Here is a 26,388-nt window from a genome sequence, read left to right as displayed (position 1 = left end):
CACTACATATTGTAGTGTTAAAATTATTAAAAAGGAGTCTCTACTTTTATGGACAATTCATTGGAGAATCATTTGGAAATGCATCACGGATCTGCCGGGCCGTCTGTTTGGCTATATTTGACGATTGCCCTGCTGCTTGCTGCGCTTGCGCTTTATTTTTATGCGGCCAGGGTCAACCAATCCAATACAAGCAAGCTGAAGAAAGAAGAGAAAGCAGCGCTGCAGAAGAAATACAAAACATTCAAACGTGCTGCACACGGACTGGCATTGCTTACCGCAGTAAGCGGGATTATTGAGCTGGTTAATGTGACAACAGGTCCGGATATCGAGACGTTGAATTTCAATGCGCCAATCGAAGTGACGGAGGACAAATATTACGGGGCCGATCATTCCAATGACCCTGTTCAGTATGAGATGAAAATACCGACTTCCGGCACCCACAGCCCTCATGATCTTAAATTTGGCTTTTATAAGGAAAAGCCAACGAATGAAATGCTTGTTCACAATCTGGAACATGGAGACATTATTATCTATTACCGTCCGGATGCAGACGAGACGGTTCTAAAGGAAATGAAATACTGGGCAAAATTCACGAAGGCCGGTTCAGGAATACTGACGGTGCCGAACAGCGAAATACCAAAGGACGATCAGCTTGTCGTTACCGCATGGACGAGAACTATGGAATTGAAGGATCGTGATCCGAAAAAAATTGGAACCTTTATCTACAAGTTTATTAATAAGGGACCTGAAACCATTCCACCGGAAATCCGCCGGGGTGGCGGTACGATGTAGCTATTGCGTGATTTGATAAGCGGGTAATGCGGGAATAGTTCAAGAAGACAGCTTTCAGGCTGGCGTTGCAGTGGAGAACGCTCTCATGCCGATTTAAATTAATAGATGTCCCGGGACATCTATTAATGGTAAGATGGTACATATGGATATTGCTTAGATTGGAGTCTGCACGACATGAAACGATTCAAGAAATTTTATATTGAAATTACAAGCGTCTGCAATCTGGCATGCAGCTTTTGCCCGCAAACCAAGCGCCAGGCCAATTTTATCAAGCCTGAAGCCTTCATACACCGGCTGGACCAGATTAAGCCGTACACGGACTATATTTATTTTCATCTCAAGGGTGAGCCGCTCATGCACCCGAAGATTGACCAGTTGCTCGATATCAGCCATGAGAAAGGTTTTAAGGTCAACATTACGACGAACGGCACACTGCTGCACAAGGTAAGAGATAAAATTTTGAATAAACCTGCAATCCGCCAGATGAATTTCTCGCTGCACAGCTTTGATGGCCATGAAGGCTCAACGGACAAGGAAGGCTATATTGCAAATGTACTATCATTTGTCAGGGAGGCCATGGAGCAGACCAAGATGATCATATCGCTCAGGCTATGGAACCTCGATATGGACAATGCGACCAATGCTGAGCGGAACCGGAACCGTGAGCTGCTTGCCTCCATTGAAAGGGAGTTCGGACTGGACTACCGGATTGAAGAAAGGGTCGAGCCGGGCAAAGGGACCAAAATTGCCGACCGGGTCTACATTAACCAGGACTACGAATTCCAGTGGCCGTCGCTTGATGCGGAGGAAGATGACGGCAAAGGCTTCTGCTATGGGCTGCGCAATCAGGCTGGCATTTTGTCTGACGGAACCGTCGTCCCGTGTTGTCTGGACGGGGAAGGGGTCATCAATCTTGGCAACATTAACGTACAACCTTTTGCAGATATTATTGAAGGCGGACGTGCCAAGCGGATTCTAGAAGGATTTTCCAGAAGAGAAGCTGTGGAGGAACTTTGCCGCAAATGCGGTTACCGCAAGCGGTTTGGAGCTTGAATTTCATTCATTAGCTAGTATATATCTCGGCATTACATCGGAACCTTTCTTTTGCGGAAGGGTTTCTTTTTTATAGTCAATCCGATCCGCGTCTTTGTGGCTGGTGGGCAGGAAGAGGTTTATGTCAGGCGTTTTTTGACGGTATTCCACATCAGCCCGCTCATAAATACAGACAGACGCATTGAATAATAGATGATCGAAGCGGGAGGCAATGGAATGGCTAAATATTTGATCATCAATGCAGATGATTTTGGCTTGACCGCGGCGGTGAACCGGGGCATTATCGAGGCTTATATGAAGGGCGGAGTAAGCAGCACATCCATGATGGTCAATATGCCGGGTCTGGAAGATGCGGTCAAGCTCGCGCGTGCGCTTCCGGCATTAGGGATTGGGCTGCACTTCAACCTGACCTATGGCTACCCGCTCGCGGATCCCTCAGCTGTCACTTCCCTGATCCGGGAAGACGGTTCGTTCCGCATTATCGGGACTGCAAGTCTGGATCATGAGCCGCACATTGAGGCAGAACTGGAAGCGCAGTGGCTGCGCTTCAACCGTACCGGACTTCAGGCGACGCACTTGGATGCCCATCATTTGCTGCATCAGCACTATCCCGCAGTATACCGGGTCATGTCCCGGTTTGCTGTGAGGGAGGGTGTGCCACTTCGAACAATTCAGCAGCCGGAGCTGCTGGCGCTAAGTCCACGGCCGTTAATGACCAACCGGATTATTCTGGATACGTATCATCAGCCAGGAAGCTTGCAGCGGTTGCTGCATTATCTGGAATCCTTGCAAGAAGGCACGACAGAGCTTACCTGCCATCCCGGCTACAGTGACGAGGTACTCAAGGATATCTCTGACTGGACGGAGATGCGCGAAGCAGAGCTGGCCGTGCTCTGTCATCCGGAAGTCAGAAGAACCGTTCATGCTCAGGGTATCCAACTCATTACGTACCGGTCGCTGCGCCGCTGCTCTACAGCAACCGTACCGAATGTCTGGTAGACAATGAGAGAGAAGAACGCCCCCTCTGCGAAAGCATGTAGTGCGGATGTTTAAATGACATTTTTTACGGCTGCCGTTTCTTCATCTTCATCATGAAGGCGGCAGCTTTCTGTGTTTCCTCTTGAACATCTGCAACCCCCGGAAACTTATGAGACGGTCAGTGGATAAAGCTGTCCTTCCACTGCAAATGATGCATTGCCCGTTTCCTCAGAGACGACGAGTACGATTGCATCACTTGTCTCGGACAGGCCGATTGCCGCTCGGTGCCTGGTGCCATAGCTTTCTCCTACGCTTAAACTGTCTGATACAGGCAAAATATTTTTGGCAGATACGATCTCGTTCGAGCGGATCAGCACCGCCCCGTCATGAAGCGGATTGCCGGGATAAAAGATCGCTTCAAGTAAAAAGCGGCTTATCCTCGCCCGGATTTCGGTGCCGTTATGCAGCAGCGGGAGAAGGGATTCTTTACGCTCCACAGCGATTAATGCGCCATGTCTCCGGGCAGACATGCTGTATATAAAGCGGGACAGCTCATCGTAGCAATCCGTATAGGGGGAAAGATAACAATTCAAATAGTACAGTGCGGCTTTGGATTCAGCCTGGACAAAGGACGCTCTCACCGCTTCAAATTCAGTCAAAAGACAGTGCTCCTCGTCATCCAGCGATTGAATCATCGCCAGAAGCTGATCGTTTATCGTATAAAGCTGGGTTTTCAGTGATTGCCTCAATGGGGTGGAATCGCAATCTCCTTGCATGGGCGTCATAAGTGTATAGCACCTCGGTTGGACATTTTGGCGGATCGGATTTCCATAGTATAACCAGCTCAGGAACGATCCTTGCATCCCGGCAGCATGAATAGAAGCAGGAAATAGCTGTCGGCTTTAAAATGGTGTACACTAAAATAAATGCAGCCTTCGCTGCCAGTAAATCAGTTAAAGGAGCAGGACAAGCATGGCACTGGAAATTGAACGAAAGTTTTTGCTGAAGGAAACGGTGGATACGCTTGAAAGCAGAGGGATTCTCAACATCCATTCCGAGCAGCGTATTGAACAAACCTATCTGGCAATCGATCCGGATCAGGAGGTGCGTGTCCGCAGAATTGCCGATCTTCAAACAGGCTTGATGTCATATACCCATACGTTCAAACGGGGAAATGGACTGCTCAGAGAAGAAATTGAGTATTCCATATCGCAATCCATCTACGAGCAGCTGGCAGAGGCAAGTGGAGCGGTTCCGCTCACCAAAAACCGGATAACCGCAGAATGGGATAACAAAACGGTGGAAATTGACCGCTATGACCAGCTTGAGCTTACCGTACTGGAGATCGAATTTGATTCCGAGGAGGCAGCCCGCAAGTTCGATGCCCCGGAGTGGTTCGGACGGGATATTAGCGAAGAACGGCAGTACAGCAACAAGACGGTATGGCGTGAGCTGCAGCAGCGCAATCCGGTATAGACAGGGGGCATAGCCATGGGGAAGCTCGTTTTCTTTGTCGGAGGTGCCGGTGCGGGGAAGACTACGCTTGCCAAGGCCATTGCACGCAAGCGCGGTGCTGTGCTGCTCGATATGGACACGCTGCTCAGGCCGGCCGCTATCGTGGTGATGACGGCAGCAGGGCTTGATCCTGATGACCGGGATTCTGATGCGTACAAGAGACTGTGCCGTGATCTGGGCTACCGGATCACAATGGATGCAGCACTGGAGAATGTGGCGGTGGGCAATGATGTATTCGTCATCGGTCCCTTTACCCGCGAGATAGGGGAGGCTGAGTGGATCGAGAGTGAACTGGCTGCAATCGGCGCATCTCTGCAGGATGTAGAGGTAAAAGCAGTCGTGGTGACCCTGGCCGATGAGGCAGCCTACCGCAGCCGAATTCAGCAGCGCGGCTCCAAGCTTGACGACTGGAAGCTGGCGAACTGGGAGACATTCAGCCATTCTCTGGCAGCAAGGCAAATTGCTTGGAAGCTGCCGGAGTATTCAGTAATCTATTATGATAACTCACTTCCTCTTACAGGGCAGAACATTGAGCAATTGGAGCAATTGTTGTACGGTAATAGCGGTACATAATCGGGTGGAATGTAAAATGGAATCCCTTGTTCATTGGGCAGCGATGGTGCAAGCGGCCTTCTGGAAATGCGCCGCAGCGGCGCTCTGACGCTGGCCAAAGATCAGGCCTCCTGCGTCGTATATGGTATGCCCAAGGCCGCCTGCAAGATTGGCGCTGTACAGCAGCAGTTGCCCTCTCCAGAATGGGGGAGGAGATAATGTCTTGTCTCTAAAAAAAGCTTTCATTTGTGGCCTGGAGCCGCTGTATGAAAGCTTTTTTTCATGCGATGAAATATTCATTCTCTCTGTTCGTGTCTTCTGTTACAATAGAGCCATAATGGATCATATATAGTTAGGTTGCCAGAGATGGCCGGGAGGACAACATGAAAGCATACCTTAGTCAATTGTTTGCTCACGTGAATTGGGCAAACCGGAGGATCACGGAGGCTCTGCAATCAGCTCCGGACATTGAGCAAGCGTTGAAGCTGCTGGCCCACGTGCTTGGCGCGGAGCGGATTTGGCTTGCCCGTCTCCAAGGGGCGTCAACGGCAGGAATGGAAGTATGGCCTGTCCTTTCACTGGAAGAATGCGTGCGGCAGCTCGAAAAGAATCAGTTGGGGTATGCCGGACTGATCGAAGGACTTACAGACGAGGCGCTGGAGCAGGAGGTTGCCTTCACGACCACTACGGGAGCCGCTTTTCGTACCAAGACACTTGATATTTTGACTCATGTAGCTCTTCATGGAAGCTATCATCGGGGCCAGATCATGTCGCTTCTTTCCCGTGCAGGTGTTACAACTGTGAATACGGACTATATCATGTATATCAGAGAACAGTAAGGCAGAGCATGCATGAATTAAAAACCGGGCACAGGAGCTGACGGCGGTTTCTCTATCCTGGCAGTCGGGTTTATCTTGGGTGGGGTTGAATGGTTCTGCGCAAGTAGCAGACGGGAAGCTCATAATTGAAACAGGCTCTCGGCGAAAAGATGGCCGGGAGCCTGTTTGTCATGCTTTCGTTTCGTTCAAAGAGAGGTATATACTGCTGAAGGATATTTGAGGTTTATCCGGTCAACGGATTGCAGGGAAAGCCGTCTTGCGGGGAAATGAAGGGATGAAGCAGGAATTATGACTCATTGGCAGGGGTGCCTTCGTTCTGTTTTTCCTTTGACTGTTCCTTGTTTTGCGGCTCTTCTTCATCAAAAGGGACGCGGTCCTCATCATAGTACATCTCAAGTTCCTCCTTTCGTATATTTTAATCTACTATAAAGCCTTAGTGTTAACGGAGGATTAAATGCAGGTATACATGGTGTAAACATTTGAAAATGTAAATGACTTGAGCCAGTCATCTCCAGAGCAGAATATGCTGCTCCTCCCACTTGTGTAATCACGGACCCATTGACCCCATTCTTTAAAAATCGTAATATTGGGCAATATTAACACCGAATAAGGATTCAATTATACGCCGTTAACTGCAGCATCATCGTTTCCAAACCTAACGGTACAGCTTCTGCAACCGGTGTACACCATAATACAACGGTACGCGAAGCTGATCCTTACTTAAGGAGGAGCAATCTATGAAACCAAGACCGCAATCGGTACCTTTCGGCTATGAACCGCCTAAAGAAATAAAGAAAGGCACGCTGTTTTTTTACGATACATTCGAGGAGACGGGGAGGCAGGAGCTGGAACAGGCTTTGCGTCATGCCAATCTCCACGGATTCGCTGATCTTGTCCTGTACCCGATTCATGAGGAGACGGCGCGACGGATGACCAAGGACCCGGTAAGTGCTCTGTACAAGCGACGTGAACGGTTGGAGGAGTGGATAGAGGATAGCGGTCATGAAGGTGAGGTCATTCTTGAGAATTGGGAAACCAGGCGCAAGAAGTATACACCAATCGATCTTGCGCTGCGCCATTTGACAGAATTGTATAAAGGGCCGCACTTTTTATATTTGACACCGGAGACTGCCAATCTGTTCGCATCCTATGCTTCTTTCGATGATTGGATTTCCAATATAAGGATGGTAGTGTCAGCAGATGACCAGCCCCTGCATCCGAAACTGGAGAAGCATCGGAGCCGCTGGGATTTTGCTGTTCAATAATGAGCTCCGCAATTGTGGAATTGACGGCGACAGCCGTATCCGGTTGCTGTATAATGGACAAGGAATTGACTATGAGTTGGAGGCACAACCGGATTGACAACATACCCTTTTGAATTTGACCCGGGCCAGCCGTTCGTTCAGCAGGCGGGCGACTGGATTTCCGATGTTTTTTATGACATTTTGCCGGAGGCTGGCTTCGAGACACGCGATGAGCAAATCTATATGGCGTTCCAGCTGGAAAAAGCCTTCAGCAGCAAACAAACGATTTTTGCCGAAGCTGGCGTAGGGACCGGCAAGACGCTAGTATATTTGCTGTATGCGGTCACGTATGCCAGATACACCGGCAAGCCGGCTATAATTGCCTGTGCAGACGAATCCCTTATTGAACAGCTGGTTAAGCCGGAAGGAGATATTGCCAAGCTGGCCCGGCATTTGGATCTGCAGGTGGATGCACGGCTTGGCAAATCGCCGGATCAGTATATATGCCTGAACAAGTTGGATAACGCTGTTGCGGATGAAGACGAGACTGCGCATATGTATCAGGACCTGTATGCCAAGCTGCCTGATTTTGTGCACAAGTCTGCCGCCTTGCAGGCCTTTTACCCGTATGGTGACCGCAAGGACTATCCGGGGCTGACAGATGAGCAGTGGAGCCGGATCGCCTGGGATGTATTCCAGGATTGTCTGATATGCCCTCAGCGCCATCGCTGCGGCCAGACGATTTCACGCGACTATTACCGCAAATCGGCTGATTTGATTATTTGTTCGCATGATTTCTATATGGAGCATGTCTGGACGTATGAGGCGCGCAAGCGTGAAGGACAGCTCCCGCTGCTGCCGGAGCACAGTTCTGTCGTTTTTGATGAGGGACATCTCTTGGAGACTGCGACGCAAAATGCATTGACCTATAAATTAAAGCACCACCTGTTCGAAAGCATCGTAGTCCGGCTGCTGCAGGGAGAAATTCGTGAATCGCTGGCACTGGCTGTAGAGGCGTCCATCGAACAAAGCGAGCTGCTGTTCGAGCTGCTGGCCGCTAACAGCCGGTCCGTTCCAGGTTCAGCCCGCCGGGAAATCATAATGAGTGATAAGGTCATGCAAGCCATCTCGCATTTCCGTCAGCTTATCGGCGATATTGAAGAGGAACTTGTCTTTGAGAGCGGACTGTATTCGCTCGACGGCTATCAGCTCAAAATTGTGGAGGAGCATCTGGAAATGATCGGACATGCCTTGTCCCTGTATGCCCAGCCCCAGCAGCTGATTACGTGGCTTGCAGAGGATCAGGAAGGCATGACGCTCGTCATTATGCCGAAAAAGGTCAAGGAAGTACTGCGTGAGCGAGTCTTCGCCAGGGCGATGCCTGTTGTATTTTCTTCCGCTACATTATCCGTGAACGGCTCGTTTGACTATATCGCCCAGGGGCTTGGAATCGACAGCTTCCTGTCATTTTCAGTGGCTTCCCCTTATCCGTACAAGGAGAAGATGCAGGTTGGCATCTATCCGGAGCAGCCGGACCTGAGCAAGATGAAGCAGGTTTTGGATTTGCTTTCGTCGGCGGACGATGGCGTGCTTATTTTGTTCCCGTCGTTTGAGGAATTGAAGTGGTTCCGGAGCGTACTTGAGGATCATCCTGAATATCATTCCAGGCAGTATTTCTTTGAAGGCTCGGCTGAAATCAGCCATCTGATCGCCGGTTTTCAGCGCGATCAGCGCAGCGTGCTGTGTGCCGTAACCTTATGGGAGGGACTGGATATTCCAGGGCCGTCACTGTCGCATGTCATCATCTGGTCGCTGCCTTTTCCGCCGAATGATGCAGTGTTCACTGCCCGGAGAAAGGATTCGGCAAGCCCATTCGAAGAGGTGGATTTGCCTTATATGCTGCTGCGGCTCAAGCAGGGAATGGGAAGGCTGATCCGTTCAAGCGAGGATTCCGGTACCGTATCCATATTCGGCGGCGGGCTGGAAGAAAAAGCAATCAGAGAGCAGATTCAAGCATTTTTATAAAGTGGTCCGCCACGGGGGTTCGCATTCCCCAATTATGACTGCACCAGCGTCATCATTAACAGTCTGCTAATGATTTGTAAACTAGCGTTCACATTGAGTACAAATAAACCCGTTATGATAGACATAGACAAAAAGCAATCAACCTTGGCTGGAGAAGGGGGAGTACACATGAAATGGCTTGAGAAATTATCCCGTAAATACAGCAGCGGCCAGATTAGGCTGGCTCTATGGACGACGGGGGTACTGGCTGTGCTGGTCGCAGGGGCGGCATATTCCTATGTGCAGGAGCGGCAGGGTCATGAGGTTGCCTTGATGCCCTTTATGCTGATCATATTATCTGTTGTAGCCTACAACTGCTCTCGTTCATCCTCCAAGAGCAATTGATTCATAGACGCCATGAGTGGTCATGAAACTGAATTTTTAAACGATAATACATGCAAGATGAACATATATTGGACTGTAAATTATGCCGGGACCTGCTCTAGCGGGTTTCCGGCTGATTTTGTTGGTCAAAACTTCAATATTTGGATAGAAGAATTCAATTAGCGCTGAATAATAAAGGATGATATGCTGATATCATTATAAATCATATTATTTCTATAGGAATTATAAAAATTAATAAAACGGGGTGAATGTGATGAGTGAATTCATATTCCGGCTTGCTGAGAAAAAGGATGCTCCGCGGCTGGTGGAGGTTATTTATGATGCTTATGTCACCATACGCGACTTGAAGCTGCATTGGCCGGCGGCACATGCCAATCTGGAGCTGGTAGAGGAGAATATCGCCGAAAATGAATGCTATGTGTTGGAGGTGGAAGATCGTATTTCCGCAACCGTCACGCTCGCCATAGGTGACAATCCGATGACAGCGTTATCCGGACTGCCGTTTCTCAAGTGGTTTGCAGTTGATCCTGCTTATCAGGGAAAGGGCTATGGCGCGCAGCTTCTAGGGTGGGTGGAGGAGCGCATTATTCGTGAAAGGCTTGGAGCCCCGGCCGTTACGCTGGCGACAGCAGAGAAGCATCCATGGCTGCTCCCAATGTATGAACGGAGAGGGTACGAGCGAATCCATGCTTTTGACCCTGGCAATGGGGATGGGACAATGCACTTGCTGCGCAAAATTGTGGATTCCGGACACTATGAGCGCTTTTCCCGTCAGCGGACTGGCCAGGCGGCAAGCCGTTAGACTGGCGTATTTACTCCCGTTAGAAAGGAGCCTTGTTCAGATGAAATTTGCGCTATTCAGCCTTATTATGAATCTCCCTAATGCAGTAACAGGAGAATCATTTACCCAGCAACAGAAATTCCGGCAGATCCTGAACCAGGCTGTCATCGCCGAGCGGTTCGGCTTCGACGCGTATGGGGTGGGAGAGCGCCATGGCGCACCATTCCTGTCGTCTTCACCGGCAGTCGTACTGACAGCTATAGCGGGCCAGACTTCAAAGATCAGGCTTCTGACCACAGTAACAGTACTCAGTGTTCTTGATCCGGTACGGGTTGCCGAGGATTATGCAACGCTGGATCACTTGTCCGGAGGACGGCTGGAATTGATAATCGGGAAGGGAAATGATCCGAGGCATTATCCGTTATTCGGCATTACCGAGGAGGAGCAGTGGGATTCCCTCGCGGAACGGTATGCACTGCTCAAGCGCCTATGGCAGGAGGAAGATGTCACCTGGGAGGGACAATACCGGCCTCCGCTTCATCAGGTGACGACACAGCCCCGTCCCTATCAGTCCGCTATTCCAATCTGGCACGGCAGTGCTTCCAGCCCCTTGTCAACGGAACTTGCAGCCCGCTACGGGGAGCCGATCTTTTCTTCCAATACCTTTCATCCGCAGGCCAAGTATAAAGCGCTCATTGACCATTACCGGGAACGGCTGGCTTACTACGGTCATGATCCAAGCCAGGCAGTTGTGGGAGCGGGGGCCGGCAGCCTGTATTTGGCAAATACACCGGAGGAAGCCCGGAACCGGTTTCGTCCTTATTACGACGCCTTCCATGCGACCTCTTCAGCACAGCACAATCAGTCACCATTTCGCAGCCTGGAGGATAATATCGCCAGTGGTCCGGCACTGGTCGGCAGTCCCGAAAGCGTAATCGAGAAAATTATGAATTATCATGAGGCGTTCGGCCATCAAGTGCTCAGCATCAGCGTGGACGGATTGTCCGAGGCCGAGCAATTGGAGCAGTTGCAGCGGTTCGCAGAGGAGGTTGCACCAAGGCTGCGCCAGCAAATCAAGAGTACAGTCTGGGAAAAGGAAGCCAGTGCAACGCTTGCTGTTAAATAATGCAGCTTAGCACGATAACAGGCATGAGGTTCATGCAGGCCGTATTTGATAGGGATCCGGCACCGATTCGCTTCAAGCAAAGCGCCGGGAAGCAGCATTCTGCTATAATTGCTCTGTATGGTGACCAGAATCAATTGTCCGGCAATATTGAGGTCAGCCGTCAGCTTTCTTTTTTCGGATCATGGCAATGATAAACAGCATTGTGGTTAGTCCGCCTTCGATACATAGGGCAATAACCGGGAACCAGTAGCTCAAGTAGTTGCTGACAACCGGACTATTATGACTAAAAGGGAAGAACGGACTAAAGATGACAATGATGCCAAACACGATAATCCATATCTTCGGGGATTTGGAGCCAACCCACTGGGCCATGCCTTCCGTAAGCGCAAAATAGAGTATGGAGATTGTGATGAACGAGCCGGAGATAAAAATAAGCAGCAGCAGCACCTCGACACGCTCGAAAATAACCAGATTTGTAATGCGTGAGAAAATATAGAGCGGATTTTCGAATTTGCCCGCCATATCCGGTCCCATGACTGCAATACTATACATTAAATATATGGTCATGATAGAGGCGCCCAGCATCACAGCCTGGCTTTTCATCCGAAAAGCTTTTTTCGGATTGGCCAGATGAGGGATGAGAACGCCGACTGTAATGCAGATTCCAAACCAGCTCCCTGGATAGATGGCTCCACGGAGCGGCGGCATGATGCCGTCCTCCAGCTGCGGGAGGAGGTTCTGTATTTGAAAGTACGGTAAGGAGCAGATGAACAGCACGATGGAGGTCACCAGAATGACGATGCCAATAAGCTGGCTTAGTCGTGCAATCGCTTCGATTCCGAGCCATGTGGCGAGGCCGGCGCAGCATACCATCGTCAAGGAGAATACCATCTGGGGCGTCTCCGGCATCAATGAACGCGACATAAAGTCACAGTATATCCACATGGAAGTTATCATAACGCCAAGAAAGAACAGGAGAAAGCAGAGGGAAATTATTTTTCCCGCTGCTTTGCCCAAAATGCTGCCGGTGTATTGGATAATGGACTGTCCCTTATATTGATTGCTCAACTTATAGAGAATATAAGCGACGTAAATATCAAGCAGCATTCCGAACAACATCGAAAGCCACAAATCTTGTTTTACCTGTGAAGCAAGCTGGTTTGGGACCGAAAAGAAGGTCAGGCAGGTAATGGATACAAAGACAATAAAGAAAAATTGTTTATTGGAAATCGACTGCTGCTTCATCATTTCTCCTCATCATCCTCCGTAAGAATACCTTCAATCATCAAGCCTGACTTGATCATAATGACCTTCACATCCGTCTCGACCTGAATCCCTGCAAGCTCGCTATTCCAATCCTTCTTTAGCTTTTTCCACTGTGCAGGCGCTTTACGATGTATCGCCTCGCCGAATCCGATGGCGTCTGTCCCATAGGTCCGGAACATTTTGTATGTCGTCTGCTCGATCTGCATCTTAAGATCATCAGTCAGCTTCTGGACAATCTTGCTGGACATTTTAAGACTCGATAAATCCAGTTCCTTTGTAGACGTAATAATTCCGGCTTCAGCGACCATTTTAACCCGCATTGTAATCCGTCCGGCATCAAAAACAGGCGTCAGCCGCACAACGATCGGGTCCAGATCGAAGCTGATGATGATATCGTCCTCAAGTTTAATTTGGACAGGGCCTGACTGGGACATGCCGCTCAGCCAGTTGACCATTTGGGTCTGTTCATTGCTCATCCACCCTGCAAGCTTATGGTTGCGGAAAACTGCCAGTTCCTCAATCGCCATAATCCGTTGATTGGTACCATATCTCTCTACAGCCCGCAGCCCCGGGGCTGCAGCCTGATAGCCGACCAGATCAAGACGGGGAAGAAATTGGTACATTTCGATGGAGCCGCTGAAGCTTTTGTAATATTTGCTTGTCAAATAAGCCTTCCATTCGTCCGCGGATACCGCCTGCAGCTCTTGTGAGCTGCTAAGCGCCTCCCTTACAGGATCTTTGGAAATAATCACATAGCTGTTGAAGTTCTGGTGCTGGTTGCGCCAGAAGAAATCCATGACCCCTCGAATTCCGCGTCTGGCCAACTTCTCTCCGATCATGATAACCCGGGTTTGCGGAAAAAAGAGACTCTTCTTCGCTTGTTGGCGAATCAAATCCAGCGCTTCCTCAATGGTATTGCCGGGTGCACTGTAGGTTGCGATGCTTCGCCTCTGCTGGTTTCCTCCTCCTGCCGAAATGGGCAGTGTCGGATTGACAAGCTGTACAGTTACTTCAAGATGCTTGTCCTTGTTCAGGTCAAGGCCTACAGCAGATACGACTGTCAATTGGTCAAAATTGATCTGGCTCCAGCACCCGCTTAGCAATGAAAGAACAGTGAGGAGAAGGAAGCCCTTGAGCAATCGGAAGAACATTAGAACTCCTCCTGTTCATGAGATGTAATTATCGTTTGTTGCGCTGCAGGAACCACGGGATTCTGAATAGCGCACGGATGGCCTCGTTTTTTTTGTAAGGCGCAAATGGGGTCAGGTAGGGCAGTCCAACGGACTGGATGGAGCATAAATGGATACCGATGATAAACAATCCGATAATAATGCCGTATAAGCCCAATATGGAAGCTAACATCAGCATCATAAACTTCAAAAGACGGATTGACCCGGACAGTGAATTCGATGGAATCATAAATGACGCAATCGCCGTCCCTGCTACGACAATGACAGAAGGGGAGGAGATAATTCCCGCCTGTACGGCAGATTCCCCGATTACCAGCGCACCGACGATACTGATTGCAGAACCGATAGAGCGGGGCATCCGGATGCTGGCCTCCCGCAGGCCCTCAAAGGTAAGTTCCATAATGAGCGCCTCCATCAGGATCGGGAATGGGACGCCGTCTCTTGCTGAAAGAATGCTGCTCAGGAGCTGCGGCGGAACCATTTCGGGATGAAAGGTCAGAATACCGACATAAGTAGCCGGAAGAAGCAGTGTAACAAAAAAACCGACAATACGGATCCAGCGGACAAAAGTAGCGATAGGATACGCCAGATACAAGTCTTCGGTTGTCTTGAGCAGATGAAACAGCGTGCAGGGCAAGACGAGTGCAAACGGGGTGCCGTCAACGAGAATGGCAACACGCCCCTCAAGTATGACCCCGGCGACATCATCCGGGCGCTCTGTGCTATGTACTGTAGGGAACAGGGACCAGGGGCTGTCTTTAATGATTTCCTCGATATAATGCGATTCGAGCACGGCATCAACATCAATTTTGCTGATGCGCTTGCGAACCTCTTCAAGCACTTTTCTGTCCACACGATCCTCGACATAGAGCAATGCAATCTTCGTATGTGACACTTCGCCTAGTGTCCGGCTCTCGACCCGCACCTGTTTGCTGCGGATTCTGCGGCGGACGAGCGAAGTATTGACCGTAATTGATTCTACGAAGCCGTCACGCGGCCCGCGGATGACACTGGCCGAGGCTGGCTCCTCAATGCTGCGTGTCTCAAAGCCTTGTGTATTGACTCCGATCATCGTGCTAAAGCCCTCAATCAGCAGTACGGTCCACCCGTTAACCAGCAGGTTTACGGCCTGGGAAGCGGATGTAACTGTGGTTGCCTCAGTAGCCGTAATAATGGACGTGCTCAATATCTTCAGCGTTTGCCTGTCATCCGGAATCATCTCCAGTTCCGCAGTGCCGGAGATGAGCGGGGCAATAACGTTGTTATTCAAATCGATGGAGCTGACGATCCCGTCAATCCATACGAGAACTGCAGGGCTCATTTGCTTGCCGATCATGCATTCCCTGGTATTGATGTCAGAGCTGTTTCCAAGCTCGGTCTCGATATTTCTTTTCAAGGCATCGAGGGCCGGGAGTTCTTTATTTCTGTGCCTGCCGCGTTCATTGCTTCCGTTCTTCTCTGTCATACAGGCCTCCCTTGCTGCTTTGTCCGGTTCATTCCTCGTATGGAAATGCATGGCTTTGTGCTTAGATTGCGGAAGCCCCGCTTCTTTTATACATGATTTGGACTTGAGCTGCCCACTTGAAAATAGGAATTCAAATGCATATAATAGATAAGTAAATTACTTATCTATCTACAGGCTGAAAGGAGAAGATCCCGATTTCAAGTACGGTCGACGAATTATTAAAATCTTTTAGCCGCCTTCGTCAAAAAAGGGTTGAGGCCAAAGCCAACAAAGGCGATTATAAAATTCATGAATCAAGGATGCTGATGCTTCTCAAAGAGGCGGAACCGGAAGGAATGAAGGTCCTCGATCTGAGCAAAGAAATGCGGGTGTCTTCTCCGTTTGTCACCCAGCAGCTCAACCGGATGGAGGAGAATGGCCTGATTGTCCGGATCAAGGATGATGCAGATCGCAGAATTGTTAATATTTGCTTGACGGACAAGGGTAGAGCAGCCGCTGAAGAAGTGACGGAACATTTTGTCAAGATGATTGCCGGGCTATGCGAGCGTCTTGGAGAGGAAGACAGCCGCGAGCTTGCCCGGCTGATCAACCTTGCTTTTGATTATTTTGATGAGAAGTTCGCGGAGAGGGAAAAGGAGGATGAAACTTGATTGAACTGTTCAAGAATTTAAAACCCTATAGACGATCCATTCTGCTTATACTGGTCAGCTTGCTTGCCGGTATTTTGCTGGAGCTGTATTTGCCAACCTTGACAGCAAGCATTGTCGATATAGGGATTGTAAATAATGACATGGGCTTTATTTTTAAAACCGGAGGCTGGATGATTGTATGCTCGCTGCTCGCGGGTGCACTGACAGTAGCCGTCACCTACTTGACTTCCAAAGTATCAGTCGGGTTTGGCCGAGACTTGCGGCGCAGACTGTTTGGCCACGTAGGTAGCTTGTCCTTGCAGGAATTCGACCGTTTCGGGACGGCGTCCCTGATCACCCGCACCACCAATGATATCCGTCAAATTCAGGATGTCGTCAATATGATACTGGGGATGATGACCCGTGCTCCTATTATGCTGGTAGGCGGAATCATTCTGGCTGTATCGCGCGACGCCACGTTGTCCCTGATTTTTCTGGCATCCCTGCCGGTGTTGGCAGGCCTGATCTTTCTGATTATGAGAACGGCGATTCCAATCTTCCGTTCACTACAGAAGAAGACGGACCGGCTTAACCTGCTCCTTCGGGAGTCACTGACAGGCCTTCGTGTAATCCGGGCGTTCAACCGGGTGGATTATGAGAAGAAGCGGTTTGACGAGGCAAATGAGGATTACCGGGATACGGGGATCAAGGTAAACCGGATTATTGCAGTGCTGTTCCCGGTCATGATGATTGTGATGAACTTTACAAATGTGGCCATCGTCTGGTTCGGAGGAATCCGGGTGAACGAGGGCGCGATGCAGGTCGGCAACATGATTGCATTCCTGCAATATGCGATGATGATCCTGATGTCGCTGATTATGCTTTCCATGGCCTTTATTATGATTCCCCGGGCACAGGCATCCGCTACGCGGATTAATGAGGTGCTTGACCTGCATTCCAAAATTGGTGATCCCGAAAAGGGCCGCTTTGCCGGAGCTGCAAAAGGTGTCGTGGAATTTAAAGACGTTACCTTCCGTTATGCAGGGGCGGAAAAGGCCGCGGTCGAATCCGTATCCTTCGTTGCCCGTCCGGGTGAGACGACGGCGATTATCGGCAGTACAGGATCCGGGAAAACAACCCTGTTGCAGATGATTCCGCGCTTCTATGATGCGGATCAGGGGTCAATACGCATAGACGGGGTAGACATCAGGGAGATGAGCCAGAAGGAGCTGCGCGCCAAGCTGGGTTATGTTCCGCAGAAGGCCGCCTTGTTCCGTGGTACGATTGCGGACAATATCCGTTTTGGCAACGGAGATATCCCGCCGGAGCAGCTTGAGGCCGCAATTGCGACTGCGCAGGCTTCACAATTTGTAAGCTCCAAGGAAGGCGGTATCGAGGCCGAAGTCAGCCAGGCGGGGAGCAATCTGTCCGGCGGCCAGAAGCAGCGGCTCTCCATTGCCCGTGCGCTGGCGAGGAAGCCGGAGATTTATTTGTTTGACGACAGCTTCTCGGCTTTGGATTACAAGACAGATGCACGGCTTAGAGCGGCGCTCAGGCAGGAGACAGGCGACGCAACGGTTATTATTGTTGCCCAGCGCGTAAGTACCGTCGTTGACGCCGATCAGATTATTGTGCTGGATGAGGGAAAAATAGCCGGTATCGGGAAGCATGATGAACTGCTTGCAGGGAACCGGATTTATCAGGAAATTGTAGCCTCCCAGCAGACAGAGGGGGAGACCGCATGACGAATAAGAAAGGACCGGGTCCGGCGTTCCCTGCGGGGGCCAATAAGCCGAAGGACTTCAAGAAAACATTGTTCAGGCTGCTCGGCTATTTGAAGCCGCAGCGCAATATGCTTATCATCATCGCTGTCATGGCTTTTATGGGAACCTTGTTTAGTGTAATCAGCCCGAAGCTGCTCGGGGAAGCTACTTCCTCGATTTTTGACAGTTTTATGAAGGGGACAAGCGTTGATTTCGCTTTTCTCGGTAAGCTGCTGATCTGGCTGCTCGTCTTGTACACCGTCTCTGCATTATTCACTTTTCTCCAGCAGTACCTGATGGCCGGCGTATCCCAGCGAACTATAGCAACGATGCGCAAAGAGGTCAATGAGAAGCTGACACGGCTGCCGCTGCGCTATTTTGACAAGCATCCTTACGGAGATCTTCTTAGCAGAGCGGTAAATGATATAGACAATATCAATAACTCCCTGCAGCAGGCGCTAATACAGATTATTACGTCTGTCATTACGATTATCGGGATTATTGTCATGATGCTGTTCATCAGCCCGTTACTGACACTCGTCGTCTGCGTGACGATTCCGCTAAGCGCGATCGTTATCCGTTTTGTCGCAACGAGATCGCAGAAATACTTTATCAGCCAGCAGGCGACACTGGGACAGGTCAACGGACATATCGAAGAAATCTACGGCGGCCACCAGATTGTCAAAGCGTACGGCTATGAGGAAAAAGCACTCGATACCTTTGACGAAATCAATGAACGTCTCTATGAGACGAACTGGAGGGCTCAATTCATGTCAGGGCTTATGATGCCCATGATGATGTTTATCGGAAATATCGGTTATGTGCTGGTCAGTATAGCTGGTGGTATTCTTGTGCTGAACGGCAATATCCGGATCGGGGATGTACAGGCCTTCATCCAGTATTCTCAACAACTCAATCAGCCAATGGTTCAGGCGGCGAGCATTGCCAACATGATTCAGGCCGCCCTTGCCTCAGCGGAACGGGTATTTGCGGTACTGGACGAGGAGGAAGAGGCGAGCGAGCTTCCTGCACTTGTCGATCCAAACCAGCTTCACGGCAGCATATCTTTCCAAAATGTGAGCTTCGGCTATGATCCGGAAAATCCAATTATCCGGAATTTGAATCTGGAGGTTCAGGAAGGCCAGACGATTGCGATTGTCGGTCCTACAGGAGCGGGGAAGACGACCATGATCAATCTTCTGATGCGCTTTTATGAAATTAATGGCGGGCGGCTGAAGCTTGGGGGAGCGGACTTTCAGGATATGAGCCGTGAGCAGGTCCGCAGCAGGTTCGCGATGGTTATTCAGGATACATGGCTGTTCAACGGGACGATCCGGGACAACATCGCCTACGGCAAGGAAGGGGCGACAGAGGAGGAGGTTGTCCAAGCCGCACGCAGGGCGTATGCCGATGACTTCATTCGCACACTTCCGGACGGTTATGACACGGTGCTGACTGAGGATGCCTCTAATATATCGCAAGGGCAGCGCCAATTGCTGACCATTGCGCGCGCGATCACCTCTGATCCGCTCATTCTGATATTGGACGAGGCGACGAGCAGTGTCGATACGCGGACCGAGATGAACATTCAGAAGGCGATGAACGAAATGATGCAGGGCCGCACCAGCTTCGTTATTGCGCATCGCTTGTCCACGATCAAGGACGCCGATCTGATTCTCGTCATGAATCAGGGGGAAATTATCGAGCAGGGGACGCACATGGAACTGCTGAGACAGAAAGGCTTCTACGCCGATCTGCATAACAGCCAGTTTTCGGAGGGGCAGGACGAGGCGGTTTAAATGATTTTGGATCGGGCAGTGATTTGCTGTCCGGTCTTTTTTATTTGCTGGCTTATGTTCACTGATGGTTATTTATAATGCGTGGTTGGGGCGTCAGTTTGAGGTGGGCTCCGAGTTGAAGGGTTCTTCTGTTTGCCCAGCGTAAACGAATCTGCCTATAATTATTAGGCAGTATCGTTTCGTGTAGAAATATAAGACGATCTGTAATTGATATGATCGCTCTTATATTTTATTAAAGACCGATTTCTCTGATTAATAGGTTATAGGGTAAGAAACCGGTCGTTAAAGGCAACCACTTCGTTTCTCCAGAACCCTTCATCTCTCTGCCAGCGTGATTCGCTGCATCAAAGACTGTTCAGCTTACAAAACCGTATTGGCTATTTTTTTATTAATGACTAGTAAGGGACTGAAAGAAACTTTACCTGGGATGCATTGGAAAAATCGGAATTCATGCAAAAATGAGATTGTATTATAGACTTTCATCACTTATGATTGGAAGTACATCACCAGATAGAGGGATAGAAAAAACCTGCGGAATTCTTTTGAATTCTCTGGTGCGAATGTGAAGCTCCCATGATTTTCCCGGTTCCTTCGCACCTCGAAATTTGTCGAAATCAATAGAAATTAATACTCTCAGTTAAATGTCAATAGCTGCATCATATTTTTTCTGCATCATTTTTCTTGAGATGAAGCATTTTATCACTTAAAATAGATAATTCTGTCCCATTTTCGCTGTCGCACTCTATGTGAGTGCGTGGATTGAAACTGTGTCCTCTTCGCCTCTATTACGCTGAGAATGTCGTCGCACTCTATGTGAGTGCGTGGATTGAAACTGCTGTAAGGTTCTGTTCCACACCTTCAATGCTCAGGTCGCACTCTATGTGAGTGCGTGGATTGAAACCTTTGATGCCCCATTTGCAGAATGGAAGGGTCAACGGTCGCACTCTACGTGAGTGCGTGGATTGAAACATTTTTTCGGTGCTTTTGCCATTGAATATTGCCCGTCGCACTCTATGTGAGTGCGTGGATTGAAACGGCTTGCCGAGGTTATTGCTCAAGCTTGGGGAAACAGTCGCACTCTATGTGAGTGCGTGGATTGAAACACCCATCATGCTCTTCAGCGTATTAAGCGCATAGTCGCACTCTTTGTGAGTGCGTGGATTGAAACTGCAATCTCGTCCTCCGTCATGATCAACCTTCCCTGTCGCACTCTATGTGAGTGCGTGGATTGAAACATTGTGAATCAGACTGATTGGTTTGTTAATGAGTGTCGCACTCTATGTGAGTGCGTGGATTGAAACAGGCATTCCGGTCTTACCTCCAAGCAGCCATATTAAGTCGCACTCTATGTGAGTGCGTGGATTGAAACACAGTATCGTTATGAATTTCGCAGGATTCGCTATGTCGCACTCTATGTGAGTGCGTGGATTGAAACAGTATTACCAATAGTTTTTTTAATTAAAGCTATATGTCGCACTCTATGTGAGTGCGTGGATTGAAACTCGCCAATCCATCCGTAATCATATGTGTGTCTCGTCGCACTCTATGTGAGTGCGTGGATTGAAACTGCCAATCTGGCTAATGTGTTTGTATCGGGGGCACGAGTCGCACTCTATGTGAGTGTGTGTATTGAAACTGTTTTCATTTCCAGATACTGACCTCACTGGGCAATTGAAAAAACCTTCATCCCTTAGCTCCCCATCCCCCTACTTCCATGAGTTAGAACTTGAAATCTTCTCACACTGCAAGTAGAATAGATTTAATCACTGATAATAATTATCAAGTTAACTCATCAATTCAAATTTAATTCTTGAACGCACTTATTACACTACCTCACCAGGTGGTGTTTTTCATATGGCTGCCAGACCGGCAAATGGAAGGATGACTCACAACATGGAGACAGCAAGGGATGGCGGATTTTTGAAGGGGACGCTATATGATATTGAAGCGGCCTGGGTATCGGACACTGCCCCGGATTGGGGAGAAGAAGGGTTGACGCTCACTTGTCATATGCTGCTGCATGCAGCAAAAGGGGAAGGACAACTGATCATAAACGGCGCTCTATCCCGACTGGAACGGGATACTCTGCATATTTATCCTCCTGGCACGGAGTTGAAGCTGACTTTTGATCATGATCAAAATGCGGAGCTGTACGGGGTCATGTTTAACTTGTACCGTCTGAGTGACAACTCAGTTGTCTCCAAATTGTATGAGCGGGAACGGGGCTTTCCTGTTCAAGGCCAATTGAAAATCGCAGGGAGCTGGTTCAAACGGCTGTTATTTTTGCTGATCGCGGAAGGCAGCAGCACAAACGGGAAAAACCGTTTCCTGGCACAGCAATATCTGCACGATATGCTGGATGGGATTATCCGGTATGCCGAACCTGCACGACATAATGAAATGGAAATTCGTCTGAGCACTACACTGGATTACATGCGGTCGAGATACCGGGAGGATATCCGGTTGGACAAGCTGGCAGAACTGGCACAGCTCCATCCTACATACTATTCACAAGTGTTTAAGCAAGCGATGGACAAAACTCCGATTACCTATCTCACCCATCTTAGAGTCAATAAAGCAAAGGAAATGCTGCTGCTTACGGATAAACCTGTTCGTGACATTGCAGCAGAGGTCGGTTACGGGGACGAGTTTTATTTCAGCCGCCGTTTCAAAGGGACGAGCGGGTATTCACCGCGCATGTTTGTGAAAAAGAAAGATTTGAAGATCATTTCATTGTCCTTCCCATATACCGATCACTTATACACCCTCGGCATTCGGCCATGCGCTGCCCAGGCGCATCCCCATATGCCGGTTATTACCAAATCATTGGCTTTGCCGGAACATGGTTCCGAAGCATGGACAATTACAAGGCAAGCCTTCTTGGATGAAAAGCCTGATCTCATTTTGTGCAAGGACAATGTACTGTCAAAAGCCCGGGAGCAAATTAACGACATTGCCCCGATCGTGGCAATCCCTTGGGCATCTAAGGATATTTACACCCACCTGATGGAAATTGCCGAGCTGGTGGACCGGAAGCAGGCTGCGCGGCAATGGCTGGATGAGCATGAACATAAGGCCGGACAGATCAGGAACAAAATACGCTTCACAACAGGGGGTGGTGTTGTGACTCTCTGCCTATACCGCAACGGACAGTTGCGTGTCTATGGAGCGCGAAATATCGGGCATGTATTTTACAGGTCATTGCAGCTGACACCTCCGGACAGAGTCCGTGAGCAATTAAAGGGTCATCCAGCCGGTACCGGCCATACCTGGACAGCTATAACCCCGGATGAACTGCTCCACTATGAATCGGATTTTCTGTTTATAGCCGTGCAGAACGGGGAGGACCAGGAGCAAATTCGCCAGTGGCAGCGGACAAATCCAGCCTGGGTTTGTCATCCGGCTGTCCGCAGGGGCAGAGTCTATTTTATTGACTGGGGCAAATGGAAGATTTATGCGCCAATCGGAATTAATCAGCAACTCGAGGAAATCGGGCAGCTGCTCACCCGTTCAGACAGCTTGTAATCGAAGTCTGGGAATTGTCCATTTTTCAATCTTGGAATACGCCATGTACCGGAGTACAGAGTTGGCTATAATAAATATTGATAATGATTATCAGCTTCATCGTAATTGTGAGGGAGGCAGCCGGGAGCCAGAGCATGATGAAAAGGAATAGAGCATTTGCAGTATGTCTGTGGTTTATCGCTGCCATTGCAGCACTTTTGGCAACCATTTTTTTGGCTACATCATACGGGGCCAAGGAATTGACGTTAGAAACAGTATGGGAGGCCGTATTTCGATATGATGCCGCCTTGTCTTCACATCAAATTGTCCATGATTTGCGTTTTCCCCGTGTACTCGGGGCAGCATTTACCGGAATGGCGTTTGCTGTTGCCGGAGCCATCATGCAGGGTGTAACCCGAAATCCGATGGCGGATACGGGAATTCTCGGCGTGAACGCAGGTTCGGCTTTCGTTGTTGCACTGAGTTTTGCCTTTTTGCCCGGTATTTCCTATTCGAGCCTAATGGTGATGTCATTTATCGGGGCGGCACTGGCTACCTTGTTCATCGTCATGCTTGGCTCTGCTACACCAGGCGGTCTGACCTCACTCAAGTTGACGGTAGCCGGGGCAATTGTCGCTGCAATCCTGCATTCCATGAGCACGGGTGTTGCGATTTACTTTGAACTCAGCCAGGATTTGGCTTTCTGGTACGCAGGGGGAGTCTCCGGGGTAACGTGGGAGCATCTGCGGATGCTTGTACCTGTCATCCTGATTACGATCGCATGGTCAGTGACGATGGGGCGTTCAATTACCTTTTTGTCACTTGGCGAGGAGTCTGCTGTCAATTTGGGCGTCAAAACAAGACGAATCCGGCTGCTGGGCATGACTGCTGCAGTCATTTTGTCCGGAGCTTCTGTATCTGTGGCTGGGGCGATCGGTTTTGTCGGCCTGGTCGTACCGCATATTGTCCGCAGGCTGATCGGGGTGGACTACAGGCTTATTACTCCGCTTTCAGCAATTTTCGGCGCAATTCTGCTGGTTTGGGCGGACTTTGCATCAAGAATGGTCAACCCGCCGCGTGAATTCGCAATCGGGGCGATGGTCGCGATGGTCGGCGTCCCCTTCTTTCTTTATTTAGCACGCAAGGAAAGGAGGGAGCTGTAGCGTGAACATAGAGCAACTGAGCAGGAGCCGGGTAAGACGGGCATTGATTGCCAGCGCCGCATTGCTGGTTATCGCGATTGCTGTCATTGCAATCAGCCTGAATACAGGTTCGCTCCGACTGACGCCCTTGGCAGTGCTGCGGACTTTGCTGGGCGGGGGCTCGTCTGATGAGAACCTGGTGATGTTTGAATATCGGTTGCCGCGTATCATAGTGACAATGCTCGCTGGGATCGGACTTGGAATTTCAGGAGCAATCTTGCAGGGCGTATCGCGCAATGCGCTTGCAGACCCGGGAATTCTTGGAATTAATGCAGGAGCAGCCTTGGGTTTGATGCTGTTCGTTTCCTTCTTCCGTTCCATGGAGGGGCCAGCTGCACTGCTGATTCCCCTGTTCACGTTTATGGGTGGGGCAGTTACTGCGGTGATCATCTTCTTGTTTGCCTATGACAGACACAGAGGAATTATACCGGCACGGCTCATCCTGGTCGGCATTGCTGTAGCTGCCGGAATCAGCTCGCTGACGCTGTTGTTGTCCCTGAGATTGGACCCGAATATTTATGCGTTCGCAGCTCGTTGGCTGGCGGGGAGCGTTTGGGGAAGGGAGTGGGAGCATGTATGGGCGCTGCTTCCGTGGATCGTACTGCTCGTACCATTCGTCTATTCCCGTTCCAGAACACTTGATTTGTTCGCGATGGGGGATGATGCAGCGGCTAGCGTGGGCAGTCCGGTCAGCAGGGACAGGATTATTTTCTTGTCTATTGCAGTTGCCATCTCCTGTGCAAGTGTTGCGATGGTCGGCGGGATCGGGTTTATCGGTCTGGCTGCGCCGCACATCGCCAGACGTCTTGCAGGACCGCAGCACCGCTTTTTTTTACCGGTAGCGGGTATGGTTGGCCTTGTCATTCTCGTTCTTGCGGATACGATCGGGCGATCCGTTTTTCAACCCAATGCGATTCCTGCGGGCGTCGTCGTGGCTGCAATCGGCGGGCCTTATTTCCTTTATTTGCTGTTTAAAACGAAAACCTGATACATCAGCACCACACAACAAAGATTAGATGTACATACGGAGGAACGAAAAAACATGAAAAAATGGATGATAGCTTTAATGACCATCATGATAATCAGTGTGCTGTCCGCGTGCGGACAAGTAGCTAATACTTCCAAAACAGGCGCCTCTAACACTGGGGCTTCAAATACCAGCAATACAGGCAAGGAGAGCGGCGATGGAAAGTCAGACCTGCTGGTTCACTCGCCGGATGCCAAAATTGCTTCGATGTCGATTCATATTACGAATAACCTGTTGGCGCTCGGAATTACGCCGGTCGGCTCGGTCATAGGCGGAGATGTGAAGGACTTCCTTCCGCATGTAGCAGATCGTCTTAACGGGGTGGCGAAGCTTGGTGTCGTTGCGGACCCGGATATGGAAGCAGTACTGGGCTTGAAGCCGGATATTATCTATATCGATGACGTATATTCCGGCAATGACAAATCCAAGTTTGAGAAAATTGCGCCAACCATCTCGATAGATATGGATTCCGGAACTTGGAGAGATCATCTGAAGCGGATAGCGGAGCATGTCGGACGTGAACAGCAGGCTGATCAGTTTATCGAGCATTATGAGGAAAAAGCCGCACAGGTCAGCAAGCTGATTCATAACGAGCTGGGCCAGGATGCGAAGGTGATGGCGATCCGCATGACAGCAAAAGAGTTGCGTGTCATGGGTACACGCCGGCCTCTGGGGCCGATCATGTTTGAGGATTTGAAGCTGAACATGGCGGACGGGGTAGAGAAAATTGCTGCCGATCAGCCGTATGAAGTGATCTCCAAAGAAGTACTGCCAGATTACAATGCGGATGCAATCTTTGTTATTATCAGCAAGGGCAACGAAGCCAAACGAAACTTTGACGAGATGGAGAAAAATCCGGTCTGGCAAAACCTCAAGGCGGTCAAAAATAAACATGTCTACGTGCTGGACGGTCAAAAATGGCTGGATTATTCATCGATCGGCCATGATATGGCTCTGGACGATGCGGAGAAATTGTTCACCAAATAAAAATGTTGTTGCAGTGCCCTTCCACGCTTGAGACTGAGCGGGAAGGGCGCTTTTTTTGATCTATGAGTTTCTAAGTATCACTTTTATAAATGTTTCTATTTTCGGGGGGAACGACACTGTGCCTGTTAAAAACGTACAGCCGTTTACACTTGTTTGTCTTTGAATTCTGCACTTCACTTGCAGCATTCAATTCATCGCTGATTCAAAAGAGGCATACTAGCCAGACTCGGACATGCATAGGATAGTTCAAGAGCATGGGCACGGATC

The 26,388-nt window shown here is 49.6% G+C and carries 23 protein-coding genes and 1 CRISPR repeat array; of the genes, 19 read left to right on the top strand and 4 right to left on the bottom strand.

Annotated elements, in window-relative coordinates; translation table 11 throughout:
* The first annotated feature begins 48 nt into the window (after positions 1–48).
* The 3 genes from H583_RS0106585 (at position 49) to H583_RS0106575 (ending at position 2,844) form a co-directional block, all read left to right on the top strand.
* Positions 49–792 (top strand): DUF3105 domain-containing protein, encoded by a 744-nt coding sequence (locus H583_RS0106585; RefSeq protein ID WP_028559776.1) that lies wholly within the window; start codon positions 49–51, stop codon positions 790–792.
* A 174-nt stretch (positions 793–966) separates the two neighbouring features.
* A complete protein-coding gene (locus tag H583_RS0106580) occupies positions 967–1,845 on the top strand; it encodes a radical SAM/SPASM domain-containing protein (RefSeq protein WP_028559775.1) in 879 nt (292 codons plus the stop codon).
* 216 nt (positions 1,846–2,061) lie between these two features.
* The gene (locus H583_RS0106575) at positions 2,062–2,844 is read left to right on the top strand and encodes a carbohydrate deacetylase (RefSeq protein ID WP_028559774.1); all 783 of its coding nucleotides are present in this window, start codon (positions 2,062–2,064) and stop codon (positions 2,842–2,844) included.
* Positions 2,845–2,990: 146 nt separating this feature from the next.
* On the opposite strand, the gene cdaS is transcribed toward H583_RS0106575, so the two are convergent.
* On the bottom strand, positions 2,991–3,608 hold the full coding sequence (cdaS, locus tag H583_RS0106570; protein WP_028559773.1) for a sporulation-specific diadenylate cyclase CdaS: 618 nt from the start codon (positions 3,606–3,608) through the stop codon (positions 2,991–2,993).
* Between the two features lie 187 nt (positions 3,609–3,795).
* On the opposite strand from cdaS, the gene H583_RS0106565 reads away from it, so the two are divergent.
* The 9 genes from H583_RS0106565 to H583_RS0106515 all read left to right on the top strand — a co-directional run bounded on the left by H583_RS0106565 (position 3,796) and on the right by H583_RS0106515 (position 11,289).
* Positions 3,796–4,299: a CYTH domain-containing protein gene (locus H583_RS0106565; RefSeq protein ID WP_028559772.1), complete on the top strand. Its 504-nt coding sequence runs from the start codon at positions 3,796–3,798 to the stop codon at positions 4,297–4,299.
* Between the two features lie 15 nt (positions 4,300–4,314).
* Positions 4,315–4,911: a P-loop nucleotide/nucleoside kinase family protein gene (locus H583_RS0106560; protein WP_028559771.1), complete on the top strand. Its 597-nt coding sequence runs from the start codon at positions 4,315–4,317 to the stop codon at positions 4,909–4,911.
* A 66-nt stretch (positions 4,912–4,977) separates the two neighbouring features.
* Positions 4,978–5,109, top strand: a complete 132-nt coding sequence (locus H583_RS38085; RefSeq protein ID WP_081667025.1) for a chemotaxis protein CheB — start codon at positions 4,978–4,980, stop codon at positions 5,107–5,109.
* Between the two features lie 164 nt (positions 5,110–5,273).
* Positions 5,274–5,729 carry a DinB family protein gene (locus tag H583_RS0106550; protein WP_028559769.1) on the top strand — a complete coding sequence of 152 codons (456 nt, stop codon included), beginning with the start codon at positions 5,274–5,276 and terminating at the stop codon, positions 5,727–5,729.
* A 737-nt stretch (positions 5,730–6,466) separates the two neighbouring features.
* Positions 6,467–6,994: a hypothetical protein gene (locus H583_RS0106540; RefSeq protein ID WP_028559768.1), complete on the top strand. Its 528-nt coding sequence runs from the start codon at positions 6,467–6,469 to the stop codon at positions 6,992–6,994.
* Positions 6,995–7,087: 93 nt separating this feature from the next.
* Complete coding sequence (locus H583_RS0106530; protein ID WP_028559767.1) at positions 7,088–8,998, top strand: ATP-dependent DNA helicase; 1,911 nt, start codon at positions 7,088–7,090, stop codon at positions 8,996–8,998.
* Between the two features lie 168 nt (positions 8,999–9,166).
* Positions 9,167–9,382: a hypothetical protein gene (locus H583_RS0106525; protein ID WP_028559766.1), complete on the top strand. Its 216-nt coding sequence runs from the start codon at positions 9,167–9,169 to the stop codon at positions 9,380–9,382.
* 253 nt (positions 9,383–9,635) lie between these two features.
* Complete coding sequence (locus H583_RS0106520; protein WP_028559765.1) at positions 9,636–10,184, top strand: GNAT family N-acetyltransferase; 549 nt, start codon at positions 9,636–9,638, stop codon at positions 10,182–10,184.
* A gap of 40 nt (positions 10,185–10,224) precedes the next feature.
* Positions 10,225–11,289: an LLM class flavin-dependent oxidoreductase gene (locus H583_RS0106515; protein WP_028559764.1), complete on the top strand. Its 1,065-nt coding sequence runs from the start codon at positions 10,225–10,227 to the stop codon at positions 11,287–11,289.
* A 153-nt stretch (positions 11,290–11,442) separates the two neighbouring features.
* On the opposite strand, the gene H583_RS0106505 is transcribed toward H583_RS0106515, so the two are convergent.
* Genes H583_RS0106505 through H583_RS32115 form a run of 3 tightly spaced genes read right to left on the bottom strand, consistent with a single transcriptional unit; the run spans position 11,443 to position 15,210 of the window.
* Entirely contained in the window at positions 11,443–12,537 is a 1,095-nt protein-coding gene (locus H583_RS0106505; protein WP_081667019.1) for a GerAB/ArcD/ProY family transporter, read from the bottom strand.
* On the bottom strand, positions 12,534–13,706 hold the full coding sequence (locus tag H583_RS0106500; RefSeq protein WP_028559761.1) for a Ger(x)C family spore germination protein: 1,173 nt from the start codon (positions 13,704–13,706) through the stop codon (positions 12,534–12,536). The genes H583_RS0106505 and H583_RS0106500 overlap by 4 nt, the downstream gene beginning before the upstream one ends.
* A 28-nt stretch (positions 13,707–13,734) precedes the next feature.
* A complete protein-coding gene (locus H583_RS32115) occupies positions 13,735–15,210 on the bottom strand; it encodes a spore germination protein (RefSeq protein WP_051236095.1) in 1,476 nt (491 codons plus the stop codon).
* Positions 15,211–15,509: 299 nt separating this feature from the next.
* On the opposite strand from H583_RS32115, the gene H583_RS0106490 reads away from it, so the two are divergent.
* From H583_RS0106490 to H583_RS0106460, 7 genes are all read left to right on the top strand, one after another.
* Positions 15,510–15,860, top strand: coding sequence for a MarR family winged helix-turn-helix transcriptional regulator (locus H583_RS0106490; protein WP_036708689.1), 351 nt, complete (start codon positions 15,510–15,512; stop codon positions 15,858–15,860).
* Positions 15,857–17,584: an ABC transporter ATP-binding protein gene (locus H583_RS0106485; protein ID WP_028559759.1), complete on the top strand. Its 1,728-nt coding sequence runs from the start codon at positions 15,857–15,859 to the stop codon at positions 17,582–17,584. The genes H583_RS0106490 and H583_RS0106485 overlap by 4 nt, the downstream gene beginning before the upstream one ends.
* Positions 17,581–19,401: an ABC transporter ATP-binding protein gene (locus tag H583_RS0106480; RefSeq protein ID WP_028559758.1), complete on the top strand. Its 1,821-nt coding sequence runs from the start codon at positions 17,581–17,583 to the stop codon at positions 19,399–19,401. Before H583_RS0106485 ends, H583_RS0106480 begins: the two co-directional genes overlap by 4 nt.
* A 734-nt stretch (positions 19,402–20,135) precedes the next feature.
* Positions 20,136–21,037: direct repeats of the CRISPR family, unit length 32 nt; unit sequence GTCGCACTCTATGTGAGTGCGTGGATTGAAAC.
* 218 nt (positions 21,038–21,255) lie between these two features.
* The gene (locus tag H583_RS0106475; RefSeq protein WP_054706695.1) at positions 21,256–22,926 is read left to right on the top strand and encodes a helix-turn-helix domain-containing protein; all 1,671 of its coding nucleotides are present in this window, start codon (positions 21,256–21,258) and stop codon (positions 22,924–22,926) included.
* 137 nt (positions 22,927–23,063) lie between these two features.
* Positions 23,064–24,068, top strand: a complete 1,005-nt coding sequence (locus H583_RS0106470; protein WP_028559756.1) for a FecCD family ABC transporter permease — start codon at positions 23,064–23,066, stop codon at positions 24,066–24,068.
* 7 nt (positions 24,069–24,075) lie between these two features.
* Positions 24,076–25,095 carry a FecCD family ABC transporter permease gene (locus tag H583_RS0106465; RefSeq protein ID WP_028559755.1) on the top strand — a complete coding sequence of 340 codons (1,020 nt, stop codon included), beginning with the start codon at positions 24,076–24,078 and terminating at the stop codon, positions 25,093–25,095.
* A gap of 54 nt (positions 25,096–25,149) precedes the next feature.
* A complete protein-coding gene (locus tag H583_RS0106460) occupies positions 25,150–26,121 on the top strand; it encodes an ABC transporter substrate-binding protein (RefSeq protein WP_028559754.1) in 972 nt (323 codons plus the stop codon).
* The last annotated feature ends 267 nt before the right edge of the window (positions 26,122–26,388 follow it).

This window comes from Paenibacillus pinihumi DSM 23905 = JCM 16419 (genome assembly GCF_000422505.1).
Lineage (GTDB): Bacteria > Bacillota > Bacilli > Paenibacillales > Paenibacillaceae > Paenibacillus_D > Paenibacillus_D pinihumi.
Note: the sequence above shows the minus strand (reverse complement) of the source record. Positions and strands in the feature narration are given on the sequence as shown.

Coding starts and splice junctions, on each gene's coding strand:
- H583_RS0106585 (WP_028559776.1), top strand. CDS start 49: ATGGACAATTCATTGGAGAATCATTTGGAAATGCATCACGGATCTGCC.
- H583_RS0106580 (WP_028559775.1), top strand. CDS start 967: ATGAAACGATTCAAGAAATTTTATATTGAAATTACAAGCGTCTGCAAT.
- H583_RS0106575 (WP_028559774.1), top strand. CDS start 2,062: ATGGCTAAATATTTGATCATCAATGCAGATGATTTTGGCTTGACCGCG.
- cdaS (WP_028559773.1), bottom strand. CDS start 3,608: ATGACGCCCATGCAAGGAGATTGCGATTCCACCCCATTGAGGCAATCA.
- H583_RS0106565 (WP_028559772.1), top strand. CDS start 3,796: ATGGCACTGGAAATTGAACGAAAGTTTTTGCTGAAGGAAACGGTGGAT.
- H583_RS0106560 (WP_028559771.1), top strand. CDS start 4,315: ATGGGGAAGCTCGTTTTCTTTGTCGGAGGTGCCGGTGCGGGGAAGACT.
- H583_RS38085 (WP_081667025.1), top strand. CDS start 4,978: ATGCGCCGCAGCGGCGCTCTGACGCTGGCCAAAGATCAGGCCTCCTGC.
- H583_RS0106550 (WP_028559769.1), top strand. CDS start 5,274: ATGAAAGCATACCTTAGTCAATTGTTTGCTCACGTGAATTGGGCAAAC.
- H583_RS0106540 (WP_028559768.1), top strand. CDS start 6,467: ATGAAACCAAGACCGCAATCGGTACCTTTCGGCTATGAACCGCCTAAA.
- H583_RS0106525 (WP_028559766.1), top strand. CDS start 9,167: ATGAAATGGCTTGAGAAATTATCCCGTAAATACAGCAGCGGCCAGATT.
- H583_RS0106520 (WP_028559765.1), top strand. CDS start 9,636: ATGAGTGAATTCATATTCCGGCTTGCTGAGAAAAAGGATGCTCCGCGG.
- H583_RS0106515 (WP_028559764.1), top strand. CDS start 10,225: ATGAAATTTGCGCTATTCAGCCTTATTATGAATCTCCCTAATGCAGTA.
- H583_RS0106505 (WP_081667019.1), bottom strand. CDS start 12,537: ATGATGAAGCAGCAGTCGATTTCCAATAAACAATTTTTCTTTATTGTC.
- H583_RS0106500 (WP_028559761.1), bottom strand. CDS start 13,706: ATGTTCTTCCGATTGCTCAAGGGCTTCCTTCTCCTCACTGTTCTTTCA.
- H583_RS32115 (WP_051236095.1), bottom strand. CDS start 15,210: ATGACAGAGAAGAACGGAAGCAATGAACGCGGCAGGCACAGAAATAAA.
- H583_RS0106490 (WP_036708689.1), top strand. CDS start 15,510: ATGCTGATGCTTCTCAAAGAGGCGGAACCGGAAGGAATGAAGGTCCTC.
- H583_RS0106480 (WP_028559758.1), top strand. CDS start 17,581: ATGACGAATAAGAAAGGACCGGGTCCGGCGTTCCCTGCGGGGGCCAAT.
- H583_RS0106475 (WP_054706695.1), top strand. CDS start 21,256: ATGGCTGCCAGACCGGCAAATGGAAGGATGACTCACAACATGGAGACA.
- H583_RS0106470 (WP_028559756.1), top strand. CDS start 23,064: ATGAAAAGGAATAGAGCATTTGCAGTATGTCTGTGGTTTATCGCTGCC.
- H583_RS0106460 (WP_028559754.1), top strand. CDS start 25,150: ATGAAAAAATGGATGATAGCTTTAATGACCATCATGATAATCAGTGTG.